The sequence below is a fragment of the Stenotrophomonas sp. 01N47 genome (assembly GCF_056399165.1).
The window spans coordinates 121,807-135,584 of sequence record NZ_JBFTQU010000002.1; the positions used below are offsets into that span (position 1 = coordinate 121,807).

The window sequence follows — 13,778 nt, forward strand, 5'->3', positions numbered from 1 at the left end:
GATTCTAGGCAGGCCAGCGGCCGCGCCGCCAGTGGGCAGAAAAAACGACGGCACCGTTGCCGGTGCCGTCGTTGCCACTACCTTGGAGAGAGAGTAAGGACGTGGGTTCGGGGGGCGTGCGCCGGGTCAATGGACCCCGCGCACTGCCAGAGTGAGGGCCAGGATGCTGAGGATCACCGCGATGGTGCCGTCCAGCACGCGCCAGGTGCTGGGCTTGGTGAACAGCGGTGCCAGCAGGCGCGCGCCCAGGCCCTGCGCGGTCAGCCACAGGCAGCTGGCGGTGACCACGCCGGCCGCGAAGGCCATGCGCGCATTACCGAAGTTCTCGGCGATGGAGCCGATCACCATCATGTCCAGCCAGAAGTGCGGGTTGATCAGCGAGAAGCCGACTGCCGCCATCAGCACTGCACGACGGCTGCCGTCATCGCTGTCCGCTTCGCCCATGCCACCGCCACCGGCGATCGCACGGCGTGCCGACTTCATCGCATACCACGCCAGGAAGGCCACACCGGTCCAGAGGACGGCGGTGGTCAGCCACGGCAGCGCGGTGGTGAGCGTGCGCAGGCCGGCCACGCTGGCGAAGATGAAGATTGCATCGATGGCCGCGCAGGTGGCGACCACCGGCACGATGTGCTTGCGCAGGATGCCCTGGCGCAGGATGAAGGCGCTCTGGGCGCCGACCACGGCAAACAGGCCGATGCCGGTAGCCGCACCACTGAACCAGGCACCAAGGCCGGTGCTGGCGGAGATGACCGAGAACATGGGATTCACTACCTTGTCTTGCTTGGGGGGAGCGGTGCCTCGCGAAGGCGGACAGCACCGGAACGGGCGCCATTGTCGCGCCGCAACATAGAAAAGACGAGCTAAACTTACTAAACCAACATTAGCGGAGCTTAATCGCCATGCGCATCGACCATGCCCAGCTGCGGGCCTTGGCTGCGGTCATCCGCGAAGGCAGCTTCGACCGTGCCGCGCAGTCGCTCAACGTCACCCCCTCGGCCATCTCGCAGCGGGTCAAGGCACTGGAAGACCGCATCGGCCGCCTGCTGGTCAAGCGCGGCACGCCTGCGACCGCGACTGCCGAGGGCCAGTTGCTGGTGCAGCTGGCCGAGCAGACCGCCCTGCTGGAGCACGACGCGCTGCACCGGATGGGCCTGGCCGACGAGGACCTGCCGCAGGCCAGCATCCCCGTAGCGGTGAACCACGACAGCCTGGAGACCTGGTTCCCACAGGCCGCCCAGCAGTTCGCGCAGGGCACCGGCACCACCCTGGACCTGCGGGTGGAGGACCAGGACCACACCGTCGAACTGCTGCGCCAGGGCACCGTGCTGGGGGCAGTGACCACCCTGGACGAGCCGGTGCAGGGCTGCCAGATCCACGCGCTGGGCAGCATCCGCTACGCCGCCACCTGTACGCCGGAGTTCCGCGAGCAGCACTTTGCCAAGGGCGTGACCGCACAGGCGCTGGCGCAGGCACCGGTGCTGGTGTTCAACCGCAAGGACGACATGCAGTCACGCTTTGCCCGGCGCATGGCCGGCGCCGACCTGCCCAGCACCGCGCCGACGTGGTGGATTCCCTCCACCCGCGCCTTCGTGCAGGCCAATCTGGGCGGGCTGGGCTGGACGATGAACCCGCTGCCGCTGGTGAAGCGCCATCTGGATGCCGGGCGCCTGGTGTACGTGCGGCAGCGCGCGTGGGAAGACGTACCGCTGTACTGGCAGCACTGGAAGGGCGATGTGCAGACGATGGCGCTGCTGACCAGGGCGGTGCTGGACGCCGCCTCGGCACTGGTGCAGCGCAGGCGCTGAAGAGGGGACGGAGAGGATCAAGTCGCTTGTGCTACAAACGCCTTGATCCCCTCCGCCCCCTTTTCATGCAAGCATCGGTGCAACCGACGAGGGGGCTGACCGATGGAAACCGAACCGGTATTCCTGCATATCCGCGTGGTGATGGGGATCATCCTCGGCCTGTCCATCACCACCCTGTTGAAGGGGCTGGCGCAGATCATCGAACACCCACAGCGGCGTGGCTGTTCGGCGCTGCACCTGTGCTGGGTGGTCTGGACGCTGGTATCGCTGGTGACCTTCTGGTGGTGGGAATTCCGCCTGGTTGAAGTACACCGCTGGACGTTTGAAACCTATCTGTTCGTGATCACCTACTGCGCGACCTGGTTCCTGCTGTGCGCGCTGCTGTTTCCCGACGACCTGCGCGACTACGGCAGTTACGGCCACTACCTGATGCAGCGGCGACGCTGGATCTTCGGGGTGATCGCGATATTGACGCTTCTGGACCTTGTGGATACCGCGATCAAAGGGGGAAGCCGATGGCGACTGCTGGGTGATGCCTACCCACTGCACACGGCGCTGATGCTCATCGTTGCCGCGCTGGGATGGCATCTGCGCAGCGCGCGCATCCAGCTTGTGCTGGCCGCAGCGACGCTGGTCTATCAACTGGGCTACTTCGCGGCGGAGTACTTCACCATCGGCAGTGAATGAAGAGCGCTGCCCGTCTCTCCATCCAATCTCCATGCGGGTCGTCCACAATCATGTGGTTCCGTTCGACCACAGGTTTCCCAGATGACGATCCACTACCGCAACGCCCTCCCCGATGATGCTGCCGCCTGCATCGACCTGCGCGGGCGCACCCGCGAGAACGCCTTCAGCGCCGCGCAGCTGGCCGAACTGGGCATCAACGAAGAGAGCTGGGCCGCCGGCATCGCCGATGGCGATTCGATTGGCCGCGTTGCCTGCGAGGGCCAGCAGATGGCCGGCTACTGCTTTGCCGACCGCGAAAGCGGCGAGGTGCTGGTGCTGGCCCTGCTGCCGGAATTCGAGAACCGTGGCATCGGCCGGCAACTGCTGCAGGAGGTGGTCAGCCTGACCCGCGAAGCCGGCCACAACCGCCTGTTCCTGGCCTGCTCGGCGGACCCGCGTTCGCGTTCCCATGGCTTCTACCGGCACCTGGGCTGGAAGGCGACCGGCGAGATCGATGAGGCCGGTGACGAGATCCTTGAGCTGGCGTGATCGAGGGCATCGCCGGGCATGGCCCGGCGCTACCGGGTGAGGGTGCCGCGAGCCGTCGGATGCTGCGTTGCATCAAAATCGGACCAGAAGCGGTTAAAATCGCCAATGGAATGCTGCAAGGCGTTGTTTCTTCACGCTCTTTCCCTGCTTCTTGCGCATCCTGACCCCTTCCCCCCGCCAACGATTCCGCCCCTATGAAGAAATTTGGCAAGGCCCTACTCGCCCTGCTCGTGCTGCTGTTGCTGGTCGCCGCACTGTTCCTGTACTGGCCGCTGACCCAGCGCTCGGTGCCTGCCGCGAACAACGACAAGCCCGTCGATGTCGTGCTGGTCGGCGCCGGCATCATGAGCATCACCCTGGCCACCTACCTGCAGGAACTGCAGCCGGACTGGAACATCCAGGTCTACGAGCGCCTCGACGGCGTCGCCGGTGAAAGCTCGGACGGCTGGAACAACGCCGGCACCGGCCACTCGGCATTCGCCGAACTGAACTACACCCCGGAACTGCCCGATGGCAGCATCGAGACCAAGCGCGCGGTCGGCATCGCCGAATCGTTCGAAGTCTCGCGCCAGTTCTGGTCGCACCAGGTGAAGGAAGGGCGGCTGAGCCAGCCCAGCGACTTCATCAACCCGACCCCGCACATGAGCTTCGTCTGGGGCGATGACAACATCGCCTACCTGCACAAGCGCCAGCAGGCGCTGGTGAAGAACCCGCTGTTCTACGGCATGCAGTACTCCGAGGACCCGGCGCAGATCAAGCAGTGGGCACCGCTGTTGATGGAAGGCCGCGACCCGAAGCAGAAGGTTGCCGCAACGTGGATGCCGCTGGGCACCGACGTCAACTTCGGCGTCATCACCCGCCAGCTGACCGCCGGCCTGCAGCACAGCCCGAACTTCGGCCTGCACCTCAACCACGAGGTCAGCGCGTTGCGGCAGAACGCGGACAAGAGCTGGAACGTGACGGTGAAGGACCTCAAGGCCGGCACCGAATCGACCACCCACGCCCGCTTCGTGTTCATCGGTGCCGGTGGCGCGGCGCTGAAGCTGCTGCAGATGTCGGGCATCCCGGAATCGAAGGACTACGCCGGCTTCCCGGTGGGCGGCCAGTTCCTCGCCTTCCAGGGCCAGGACGTGACCTCGCGCCATGGCGTGAAGGCCTATGGCATGGCCGAGACCGGTTCGCCGCCGATGTCGGTGCCGCACCTGGATGCGCGCAAGCTGGATGGCAAGCCGGTGGTCCTGTTCGGGCCGTTCGCGCTGTACAGCACCAAGTTCCTCAAGCACGGCTCGTGGTGGGACCTGTATTCCTCGGTCAACCACAACAACGTCGGCCCGATGCTGGAAGTGGGCAAGGACAACCTGGACTTGGTGCAGTACCTGATGGGCCAGGCGCGCCTGAACGATGCCGATCGCCAGGCCGAACTGGTCAAGTACTTCCCCAATGCCAAGCCGGGCGACTGGAAGCTGGTCACCGCCGGCCAGCGCGTGCAGATCATCAAGCGTGATCCGCTGAAGGGCGCGGTGCTGCAGTTCGGTACCGAGATCGTGACCGACAAGGACCACACCCTCGCTGCGCTGCTGGGTGCCTCGCCGGGCGCTTCGACCTCGCCGCCGATCATGCTGGACCTGATGGCCAAGGCCTTCCCGGAACAGATGAAGGCCGGTTGGGAAGCCCGCCTGCGCGAGATCGTTCCTTCGTACGGCCGCAAGCTCAACGAAAGTGCCGCGCTGACCAACGAGATCCGCACGTTGACCAGCCAGACCCTGCACCTGCCCTACCTGGAGGTTCCGGTGGAAGCAGGTACGACGCCTGCACTGGCACCGACGGCCGCGCCGGCGCCGGCCCCGGCCAAGGAAAAGCGCAACGCCAACGAAGAGCTGCAGGCGCTGTAAGCCTGCGCTTGGCGGATGCCTGCGGACGGCCACCTTCGGGTGGCCGTCTGCGTTTGCGCGCGGCGACGGGGCGGAGCCCTCCCGCACGGGAGGGCTCTGCCCCGTTCCGGGAGGCCCCTCGCAGGACCAGGGCCCAGTGCCTGCGGCAGTGGGATCCGGCCCCACCCTGACGCTTGCTGCGCGCCTGAAAGTCCCTGCGCAATGACGCGAATTGTAATGTTGTTAAGAATTATTTACATTTGCGTCCTGCGCAGTGACCGCGCCCCTCCCAGATGGACCTGACGTGCCCGAAGCCGCCGCCCCGGGTGCTGGACGACTGTTGCCGCCCCTTCCCCGCCTCTACGCTTCGAGCCCGCCATGACCCAGATTTTCCCCAGCCGCCTGCCCCGCCGTGCGCTGCTGCCCGCTGCCCTGCTGTCCTGCCTCACCCTGGCTGCGCCGTCGGCATTGGCCGAGGTCGCTGCCGACGCCTCCGATGCCAAGACCCTGGACCGGGTGAGCGTGCGCGCCGAGCAGTCCGCGCCGCCATCGAGCACCACCCGCCTGCCGATCACCCTGCAGGAAACGCCGCAGTCGTCCACGGTGATCGGCCTGCAGCGCCTGCAGGACGAATCGTTGTTCAGCCTCAACGACGTGATGCGCAATGTCACCGGCGTCAGCGTGTCCTTCTATGACACCCAGCGCCCGCTGTACTACGCGCGTGGTTTTGCCATCACCGATTTCCAGGTGGATGGCATTCCCACCTACAGCGGCTCGACCAACCAGGAATACGACACCGCCTTCTATGACCGGGTGGAAGTGATCCGCGGCGCCAACGGCCTGCTCAGCGGCGCGGGTGTGCCGTCGGCCACGGTGAACCTGCTGCGCAAGCGCCCGGGCAAGGAGTTCGACGCTTCGTTCTCGGTCAGCGCCGGCAGCTGGGACTACCGCCGCATGGAAGCTGACGTGACCGCGCCGCTGACCACCGACGGCCGCTTCCGCAGCCGCGTGGTCGCCGCCTACACCGATCGCGATTTCTATTACGACCGCTACAAAGAGAACAAGATGGCCGGCATGGCCGTGCTGGAAGGCGATGTGACCGACAGCACCACGGTGACCGTCGGCTACCAGACCCAGGACAACAACCCGGTGGGCTCGACCTGGGGCACCGTGCCGTTCTTCGACAGCCAGGGCAACTTCGCCCATCTGCCGCGCTCGACCAACCTGGCACCGAAGTGGAGCTACTGGCAGCGCGAGACCAGCACGGTGTTCGCCAACCTGGAGCAGCGCTTCGGTGACAACTGGCTGCTGAAGATCAACACCGCCTACACGCGTGGCAACGTGCAGAACATGCGCCTGTACGGCACCGGCAATCCCGACCCGGTGACCGGCGCGGGCATCTACCTGCGCACCGCCGCCGGCGATTCGGAAGACACCCGCCGCAACGTCGACGCCTACCTGACCGGCACCTTCAACCTGTGGGGCCAGCAGCACGACGTGACCGTGGGCGCGCAGTGGGCCGACCTGGAAGGCACCACCAACACCCTTGCGCTGAACTATCCGCGTGACTGGGCTCGTTGCGGCAGCGAGCGCTGCTACTACATTCCCAACGTGCACACCTGGGATGGCGACATCTCCGAAGTCACCTACACCCTCACCGGCGCACGCCGCGTGGCCAAGACCACGCAGAGCGGCTTCTACCTGGCCACCCGCCTGCGCCTGGCCGATCCGCTGGCGCTGATCGCCGGCGCACGCCTGAGCCGCTGGCAGACCCAGACCCGCGCCTACAACGCGGCCGGCGCCTACACCGCCACCAGCGGCGCGTACAAGGTGAGCGATGAAATCACCCCGTACGTGGGCCTGGTGTACGACATCACCCCGAACGTGGCGGCCTATGCCAGCTACACCGAGATCTTCAACCCGCAGAACTACAAGGACCGCAATGAGAACCTGCTGGCGCCGGTGCAGGGCTCCAACCTGGAAGCGGGCCTGAAGACGCAGTGGTTCGACGGTCGCCTGACCGCCAACGCGGCGGTGTTCGAAGCCAAGCAGGACAACTACGCGGTGCGTGACATGAGCGTGCCGGAAGGCTCACTCAGCGACGGCAGCTCGGCCTACATCGGGGTCAACGGCACCAAGGCGCGCGGCTGGGAGGTGGACGTCAACGGCGAGATCCTGCCGGGCTGGACGGTCAATGCCGGCTATACCCACGTCAAGGTGACCCGTGCGGCCACCGATCTGCTGTACGCCAACCCGGCCGAAGACCTGCTGCAGCTCAACACCCAGCTGCAGCTGCGCGGCGCGCTGGAACGCCTGAGCATCGGCGGTGGCGTGCAGTGGCAGAGCAAGGTGCAGGGCTACAACATCCCCTACCCGCTCGGCGGCACGGTGACGGTGAACCAGCCGGCGTATGCGCTGGTGCAGTTCAACGCCAACTACCGCATCAGCGACAACTGGACGGCGACGCTGAGCGTGCGCAACGCGCTGGACAAGACCTACTGGGCCAACCTGGACTACAACAACTACGGCGAACCGCGCTTCGTGGCGGCCAGCCTGCGCTGGAAGTTCTGAGCCCCCCGGGAACGGTGGGTGCCGACCATTGGGGGGTGCCCACTGCTGGGGGTGGGTGCTGACCGTTGGGGGTGGGTGCCCACTGTTGGGGGTGGGTGCCGACCGTTGGTCGGCACGCTTCTGACGCTCCGCCACGACCCACGGTCGTGGCCCACCTGAATGGGCCCGCCACCGCGCGGGCCTTTTCTTTGCTGCACTGCGGGTTGCACACCCCTCCGTAATTATGGAGTAATTATCCCAACGCCATTCGGAAGTCCGTCGATGAACCCGAGTTGGGACACGCTGGAGCGGGGCCGCCAGGCGCGGCTGGAACGCGCCGCGCCATGGGCCAAGGGCCACGAGGTGGCGGCCGGCGACATCGCCGATCTGCTGCACGCGCTGCTGGAGCCGGGCGACAAGGTCTGCCTGGAGGGCAACAACCAGAAGCAGGCCGACTTCCTCGCCCAGGCGCTGGCCGACCTGGACCCGGCACGGGTGCATGATCTGCACATGGTGCAGTCGGTGCTGTCGCTGCCCTCGCACCTGGATGTGTTCGAGCGCGGCATTGCCTCGAAGCTGGACTTCTCCTTCTCCGGGCCGCAGTCGGTGCGGCTGGCCAACCTGGTGGCCGAGGGCCGCATCCAGATCGGCGCCATCCACACCTACCTGGAACTGTTCGGCCGCTACTTCATCGACCTGACCCCGCGCGTGGCCCTGGTCGCGGCGCAGGCGGCCGACCGCCACGGCAACCTCTACACCGGTCCGAACACTGAGGACACGCCGGTGATCGTCGAAGCTACGGCGTTCGGTGGCGGCATCGTCATCGCCCAGGTCAATGAAATCGTCGACACCCTTCCCCGCGTCGATATCCCCGCCGACTGGGTCAACTTCGTGGTGCAGGCGCCGCGCCCGAATCACATCGAACCGCTGTTCACCCGCGACCCGGCGCAGATCTCCGAGATCCAGGTGCTGATGGCGATGATGGCGATCAAGGGCATCTACGCCGAGTACGGGGTGAACCGGCTCAACCACGGCATCGGTTTCGATACCGCAGCCATCGAACTGCTGCTGCCCACCTACGCCGAATCGTTGGGGCTGAAGGGAAAGATCTGCCAGCACTGGGCGCTGAATCCGCACCCGGCGCTGATTCCCGCCATCGAATCGGGTTTCGTCAAATCGGTGCACTCGTTCGGCTCGGAACTGGGCATGGAGAAGTACATCGCTGCGCGTGGGGATGTGTTCTTCACCGGCGCCGACGGTTCGATGCGCTCCAACCGTGCGTTCTCGCAGACTGCAGGACTGTATGCCTGCGACATGTTCATCGGCTCCACCCTGCAGATCGACCTGCAAGGCAACAGCTCCACCGCCACCCGCGACCGCATCGCCGGCTTTGGTGGTGCACCCAACATGGGTTCTGATGCACGCGGCCGCCGCCATGCCAGCGACGCCTGGATCAAAGCGGGCCAGCAGGCGGCGCGCCCGGGCGAAATGCCGCGTGGCCGCAAGCTGGTGGTGCAGATGGTGGAAACCTTCCGCGAGCATATGGCGCCGGCCTTCGTCGAGCGCCTCGACGCCTGGGAGCTGGCCGAGCGCGCCAACATGCCGCTGCCGCCGGTGATGATCTATGGCGACGATGTCAGTCATGTACTGACCGAAGAAGGCATCGCCAACCTGCTGCTGTGCCGCAGCCCGGAAGAACGCGAGCAGGCGATCCGCGGCGTGGCCGGCTATACCGCCGTGGGCAGGGGACGCGACCGCGCCATGGTGGAAAACCTGCGCGACCGCGGAGTGATCCGCCGCCCGGACGATCTCGGCATCAACGTGCGCGATGCCAGCCGCGATCTTCTTGCCGCGCGTTCGGTGAAAGACCTGGTGCGCTGGTCCGGCGGTCTGTACGACCCGCCCAAGCGCTTCCGCAACTGGTAAGGGCCACGCCATGGAAACCCTCGACTATCGATTCGCCGGCACGACGCCCGTGCGCTTCCCCACCGATGCGGTGCTGGTGGGCGTACTGGCCTCGGGCAACCTGGAAATCCTGCTGGAACCGGCCGACCTGGACGGTGCGATGACCGTGCGCATCATCACCGCTGCACGTGGCTTCGGCACGGTCTGGCAGGCGGTGATCGCCGACTTCGCCCAGCGTCATCCCCTGCGCGATGTACGCGTGTCGATCAACGATGCCGGCGCTACACCGGCGGTGGTCAGCCTGCGCCTGGACCAGGCCGTCGAGACCCTGCTTGCCGGAGGCCAGCCATGACGCTCGCACAGCGCACCAGCTATTACGAAGCCGATGCCCGCGCGCGCATCGCCGGGCTGCTTGATGCAGGATCGTTCCGCGAATTTCTCGGCCCAGCCCAGCGCGCCATCAGCCCGCATCTGGCGCAGCTGGACCAGCCGGCCGCCTTCGACGATGGCATCGTCGTCGGTGAGGGACGCCTGCACGGCAAGCACGTGCTGGTGGCCGCACAGCAGGGTGAATTTATGGGCGGCGGCGTGGGTGAGGTGCATGGCGCCAAGTTGACCGGCCTGCTGCGCCGCGCGGCGGACACCCATCCCGATGGCGTGCTGCTGCTGCTCGATACCGGCGGTGTGCGCCTGCATGAAGCCAATGCGGGATTGATCGCCATTTCCGAAATCATGCGCGCCACGCTCGGCGCGCGGGCCGCCGGGATACCGGTGGTGGCGCTGATCGGCAGCGGCAACGGCGCCTTCGGTGGCATGGGCATCGTCGCCCGCTGCTGCAGTACGGTGATCATGTCAGAGGAAGGACGGCTGTCGCTGTCAGGCCCCGAAGTGATCGAGACCGTGCGCGGCGTGGAGGAATTCGATTCGCGCGACCGCGCATTGGTGTGGCGGGTGACCGGTGGCAAGCACCGCTACCTGATCGACCAGGCGCAGGTGCTGGTGCCCGATGCGATCAGCGCGTTCGCCGAGGCCGCCTCGGATGCGCTGCAGCCCGACACCGCCAGTGCCGACCCCGACGCGGCACTGGCCGCGCTGCAGGCACGCCACGCCGCGTTGAAGGCGCGCGTACAGGCGTGGGGCGACTGCAACGATGGCCTGCAGATCTGGGCACGCCAGGGCATTGCCGACCCGGAACGTCTGGCGCTGCTGGAAACCGATGCCTTCCTTGCCGCCACTGCGCACCGGAGCCTGCCATGAGCCTGCCATTGAATTCGCTGCTGGACGCACTGTTCCCGCGTGGCCATACGATCGCGGTGAACGATTCGGTACTGACCGGCACAGCGACCACCGACGACGGTGAGGTGACGGTGATCGGCACCACCGACAGGATCGAAGTCGGTGTGGACCACGCGCTGGTGCTGGCCGACACCGTGCTGGCCAGCACCGCTGCTCATCCGCAGCGTCCCATCGTGATGCTGGTCGATACCGCCGGCCAGCGGCTGGCGCGCCGCGATGAACTGCTGGGCATCAACGGCTACTTCGCCCACCTCGCACAGACCCTGGACCTGGCCCGCCGCCGTGGCGCGCGCCTGGTCACGCTGGTCTACGGCGAATCGGTCAGCGGCGGCTTCCTGTCGTTCGGGCTGATGGCCGACCTCATCCATGCCCTGCCCGATGCGCAGGTGCGGGTGATGGATCTGCGCGCGATGGCACGGGTGACCAAGCAACCGTTGGAAAAACTGCAGGCGCTCAGCCTGACCTCGCCGGTGTTCGCACCGGGCGTGGAGAACTACGTGGCGATGGGCGCAGTGCAATCGCTGTGGAATGGCGATCTGGCGCATCACCTGCTGGACGCACTGCGTGCAGCCGTCGACGGTGACCATCGCGCTGCACTGGGCGCCGAACGGGGTGGCCGTACGCTGGCTGCGCAGGTAGCCACTGCTGTGAGCCAGGGCAATGCCTGAGCGGCCAGCCCGGCACACGCTGGTCTGGCTGTCGGCCGATGCCGATTGGCGGGCCGACCTGCCCGCGCACGAGCCGCGTCTTGCCGCCTGGTTCGCGCAGGGCTTCCCTGCAGTGGCGGCGCGTCGTGCCGCGGATGATGCCGATACGCGCCTGCGATTGGGCGTTCCGTTGCCACCGGCCGAAGGCAAGCAGCGCCTGTCGTTGCGCGTACCGCTGTGCGACGTCGCGCACATGCGCGCTCCGCCGGCGTTGAGCGAGCTGCTGGCAGCAGGCGACGCAGGTGTTCCACAGCCGTGGCAGGAATCACTCCACGACCTGCACGCACTGGCCCCGGCCCGTGTGTTCGGCGCCTTCGCCTGGCAATGGCTGACCGCCCTGCCCTATGTACATGAGCGTTCGGACATCGACCTGCTGTGGCAGGTGACCGATGCCGCGCAGGCCGAGGCGCTGATCGCGCAGTTGCTGGCATGGCAGACCCGCCATCCGCATCGCCTTGATGGCGAGCTGTGCCTGCCCGATGGTGGCGCAGTGAACTGGCGCGAACTTGCCGGCCGCAGTCGCCAGGTACTGGTGAAACGCCTTGATGGAGCCGCATTGGAAGCGCGTGATGCACTGTTCGCCACGCGCGAGGCGATCGCATGATCGCCGCCCCGAAGCCGTTGCCGTCACGCGACGCGGTGGTCGACAGCGCACGCCTGGGACGGCTGGCCATTGCCAGCCTGCACGCCGAGCTGGCGTGCGCCCCGAAGCCGGGCCTGGTCACACCGTTCGACAGCGGCAGCCATGACGACATGGATGCCGGCACCTTCCTGCGCAGTCTTTTCGCCCTGCGCCACTACTTCACGGCGGTGGCCAGGGCCGGTGCCGCCGGCGCCCCCTTCACGGTGCTGCGCGATCACGGTATTGCCGCTGAAGCGGCCATGCTGGTCGCCACCGCCGGCATCAACACCCATCGCGGTGCGATCTTCAGCCTTGGCCTGCTGGTGGCCGCCGCCGCTGAGCGCAGGCGCGTGCATGGCCATGCCGTGTCGGGCGCGCAGGTGTGCCTGGCGGTTCAGCAGTGGAATGACGCACTCATCGCTGCGCCGCTGGACCCGCACAGCCCGGGACAGCGCGCACGTGCGCGTCATGGGGTCTGCGGCGTACGCGAACAGGCTGCCGCCGGCTACCCGGTGCTGCGCGAGCTGGCCCTGCCTGCCCTGCGCCATGCGCTGGACAGCGGCCTGCCGCGCGACGCCGCGTTGTGCCAGACGCTGATGCAGCTGGTGGCACAGGTGGACGATCTGAACCTGCTGCATCGCGGCGGTACCGAGGGCCTGCGCTGGGCGCAACAACAAGCGGCCACATTCCTTTCCGCCGGTGGCGCCTTCGCGCCGGACTGGCGCGTGCGCCTGCAGTCCATCGGCGATGCGTTCGTGAGGCGTCGGCTCAGCCCGGGTGGCAGTGCCGATCTGCTGGCCTGCGCCTGGTTCCTGCTGCAGCAGGAGGGCGCATGAGCCTGGCCCTGCTCTGCCCCGGACAGGGTGCGCAGCATCCGGCGATGTTCGACCATGTGCGCGACATGGCCGCCGCACGCGCGGTACTGGATGCGGCGAGCGACGCGCTGGGGCGCGATGTGTTCGCGGCCGCGGCCGCCGACGACCGCTTCGACAACGCACAGGCGCAGCCGCTGCTGTGCGCCGCCAGCATCGCGCACTGGCATGCCCTGCGCGGCGCCGTGCCGGACCCGATCGTGGTGGCCGGGTACAGCATCGGCGAACTGGCGGCACATGCCATCGCCGATAGTTTCGACGTGACCACCTGCCTGTCCCTGTCGGCGCAGCGTGCACGATTCATGGACGCCGTCAGTCCGGTCGATGCCGGAATGCAGGCGATGCTGGGGCTGGATCGACAGACGGTGCAGACATTGTGCGAAATCCACGGCACGCACGTGGCGATTGCCAACGGCACAGATCATTTCATCGTTGGCGGCACGCTGCCGGCACTGCGTGCGCTGGCCGCTGCCGCGCACGCACAGGGTGCCGAGGTGCGCGTGCTGCCGGTACATGTGCCGGCGCATACGCCACTGCTGTCGGCGGCGGTCGCACCGTTTGCCGCCGCACTGCAGGCCACCACGTTGCACGCGCCGCGCCTGCCGTTGCTGGCCGGCATCGACGCACGGCCGGTGCGCGACACCGCAGCGGTGGTGCACACGCTGTCCGCGCAGCTGGCACAGACCATCGAATGGGCACAGGTGATGCGCCAGGCCTTCGAGCGCGGCGCGCGCGTGTTCCTGCAGCTGGGCCCGGGCAACGCACTGGCACGCATGATCGCGCCGGCCTATCCGTGCTGCGAGGTACGCGCGATCGAGGAATTCCAGAGCCTGGACGGCGCGGCGGCGTGGGTCCGCAGCGCGCTGCAGCGGCTGCAGTAACGGGTTTGAGCAGTACGCAACGCGCAGTACGTAACAGGCCATACCCCGGGA

General features: G+C 67.1%; 13 protein-coding genes. 12 read left to right on the forward strand and 1 reads right to left on the reverse strand.

The window, feature by feature from the left end:
* Positions 1-126: 126 nt before the first annotated feature.
* Positions 127-762: a LysE/ArgO family amino acid transporter gene (locus AC1DKR_RS04420; RefSeq protein WP_025873889.1), complete on the reverse strand. Its 636-nt coding sequence runs from the start codon at positions 760-762 to the stop codon at positions 127-129.
* A gap of 140 nt (positions 763-902) precedes the next feature.
* Here AC1DKR_RS04420 and AC1DKR_RS04425 point away from each other — a divergent pair, with 140 nt between their 5' ends.
* The 12 genes from AC1DKR_RS04425 (at position 903) to mdcH (ending at position 13,727) form a co-directional block, all read left to right on the forward strand.
* Positions 903-1,808, forward strand: coding sequence for a LysR family transcriptional regulator ArgP (locus AC1DKR_RS04425; protein WP_025873890.1), 906 nt, complete (start codon positions 903-905; stop codon positions 1,806-1,808).
* 102 nt (positions 1,809-1,910) lie between these two features.
* Positions 1,911-2,495 (forward strand): hypothetical protein, encoded by a 585-nt coding sequence (locus AC1DKR_RS04430; protein ID WP_312107867.1) that lies wholly within the window; start codon positions 1,911-1,913, stop codon positions 2,493-2,495.
* A gap of 81 nt (positions 2,496-2,576) precedes the next feature.
* On the forward strand, positions 2,577-3,023 hold the full coding sequence (locus tag AC1DKR_RS04435; RefSeq protein WP_478031336.1) for an N-acetyltransferase family protein: 447 nt from the start codon (positions 2,577-2,579) through the stop codon (positions 3,021-3,023).
* A 194-nt stretch (positions 3,024-3,217) separates the two neighbouring features.
* A complete protein-coding gene (gene mqo / locus AC1DKR_RS04440) occupies positions 3,218-4,915 on the forward strand; it encodes a malate dehydrogenase (quinone) (protein ID WP_099783216.1) in 1,698 nt (565 codons plus the stop codon).
* Between the two features lie 357 nt (positions 4,916-5,272).
* Positions 5,273-7,465 (forward strand): TonB-dependent siderophore receptor, encoded by a 2,193-nt coding sequence (locus AC1DKR_RS04445; protein ID WP_363730431.1) that lies wholly within the window; start codon positions 5,273-5,275, stop codon positions 7,463-7,465.
* Positions 7,466-7,726: 261 nt separating this feature from the next.
* Positions 7,727-9,370, forward strand: a complete 1,644-nt coding sequence (gene mdcA / locus AC1DKR_RS04450; RefSeq protein WP_478031339.1) for a malonate decarboxylase subunit alpha — start codon at positions 7,727-7,729, stop codon at positions 9,368-9,370.
* 10 nt (positions 9,371-9,380) lie between these two features.
* Positions 9,381-9,701 (forward strand): malonate decarboxylase acyl carrier protein, encoded by a 321-nt coding sequence (gene mdcC, locus AC1DKR_RS04455; RefSeq protein WP_032975933.1) that lies wholly within the window; start codon positions 9,381-9,383, stop codon positions 9,699-9,701.
* Positions 9,698-10,606 (forward strand): biotin-independent malonate decarboxylase subunit beta, encoded by a 909-nt coding sequence (locus tag AC1DKR_RS04460; RefSeq protein WP_478031341.1) that lies wholly within the window; start codon positions 9,698-9,700, stop codon positions 10,604-10,606. Before mdcC ends, AC1DKR_RS04460 begins: the two co-directional genes overlap by 4 nt.
* Before the next feature lie 2 nt (positions 10,607-10,608).
* Positions 10,609-11,313: a biotin-independent malonate decarboxylase subunit gamma gene (gene mdcE, locus AC1DKR_RS04465; RefSeq protein WP_140227622.1), complete on the forward strand. Its 705-nt coding sequence runs from the start codon at positions 10,609-10,611 to the stop codon at positions 11,311-11,313.
* Positions 11,306-11,956 carry a malonate decarboxylase holo-[acyl-carrier-protein] synthase gene (gene mdcG / locus AC1DKR_RS04470; RefSeq protein WP_478031343.1) on the forward strand — a complete coding sequence of 217 codons (651 nt, stop codon included), beginning with the start codon at positions 11,306-11,308 and terminating at the stop codon, positions 11,954-11,956. The genes mdcE and mdcG overlap by 8 nt, the downstream gene beginning before the upstream one ends.
* On the forward strand, positions 11,953-12,810 hold the full coding sequence (mdcB, locus tag AC1DKR_RS04475) for a triphosphoribosyl-dephospho-CoA synthase MdcB (RefSeq protein ID WP_080149433.1): 858 nt from the start codon (positions 11,953-11,955) through the stop codon (positions 12,808-12,810). Before mdcG ends, mdcB begins: the two co-directional genes overlap by 4 nt.
* On the forward strand, positions 12,807-13,727 hold the full coding sequence (gene mdcH, locus AC1DKR_RS04480; RefSeq protein ID WP_478031345.1) for a malonate decarboxylase subunit epsilon: 921 nt from the start codon (positions 12,807-12,809) through the stop codon (positions 13,725-13,727). Before mdcB ends, mdcH begins: the two co-directional genes overlap by 4 nt.
* Positions 13,728-13,778: the final 51 nt, after the last annotated feature.

Bases quoted from the DNA above. Each gene is read 5' to 3' on its own strand.
- AC1DKR_RS04460 (WP_478031341.1), top strand. From the start codon at position 9,698: ATGACGCTCGCACAGCGCACCAGCTATTACGAAGCCGATGCCCGCGCG.
- AC1DKR_RS04445 (WP_363730431.1), top strand. From the start codon at position 5,273: ATGACCCAGATTTTCCCCAGCCGCCTGCCCCGCCGTGCGCTGCTGCCC.
- mdcC (WP_032975933.1), top strand. From the start codon at position 9,381: ATGGAAACCCTCGACTATCGATTCGCCGGCACGACGCCCGTGCGCTTC.
- AC1DKR_RS04435 (WP_478031336.1), top strand. From the start codon at position 2,577: ATGACGATCCACTACCGCAACGCCCTCCCCGATGATGCTGCCGCCTGC.
- mdcA (WP_478031339.1), top strand. From the start codon at position 7,727: ATGAACCCGAGTTGGGACACGCTGGAGCGGGGCCGCCAGGCGCGGCTG.
- AC1DKR_RS04420 (WP_025873889.1), bottom strand. From the start codon at position 762: ATGTTCTCGGTCATCTCCGCCAGCACCGGCCTTGGTGCCTGGTTCAGT.
- mdcG (WP_478031343.1), top strand. From the start codon at position 11,306: ATGCCTGAGCGGCCAGCCCGGCACACGCTGGTCTGGCTGTCGGCCGAT.
- AC1DKR_RS04430 (WP_312107867.1), top strand. From the start codon at position 1,911: ATGGAAACCGAACCGGTATTCCTGCATATCCGCGTGGTGATGGGGATC.
- mdcB (WP_080149433.1), top strand. From the start codon at position 11,953: ATGATCGCCGCCCCGAAGCCGTTGCCGTCACGCGACGCGGTGGTCGAC.
- mdcH (WP_478031345.1), top strand. From the start codon at position 12,807: ATGAGCCTGGCCCTGCTCTGCCCCGGACAGGGTGCGCAGCATCCGGCG.
- AC1DKR_RS04425 (WP_025873890.1), top strand. From the start codon at position 903: ATGCGCATCGACCATGCCCAGCTGCGGGCCTTGGCTGCGGTCATCCGC.
- mqo (WP_099783216.1), top strand. From the start codon at position 3,218: ATGAAGAAATTTGGCAAGGCCCTACTCGCCCTGCTCGTGCTGCTGTTG.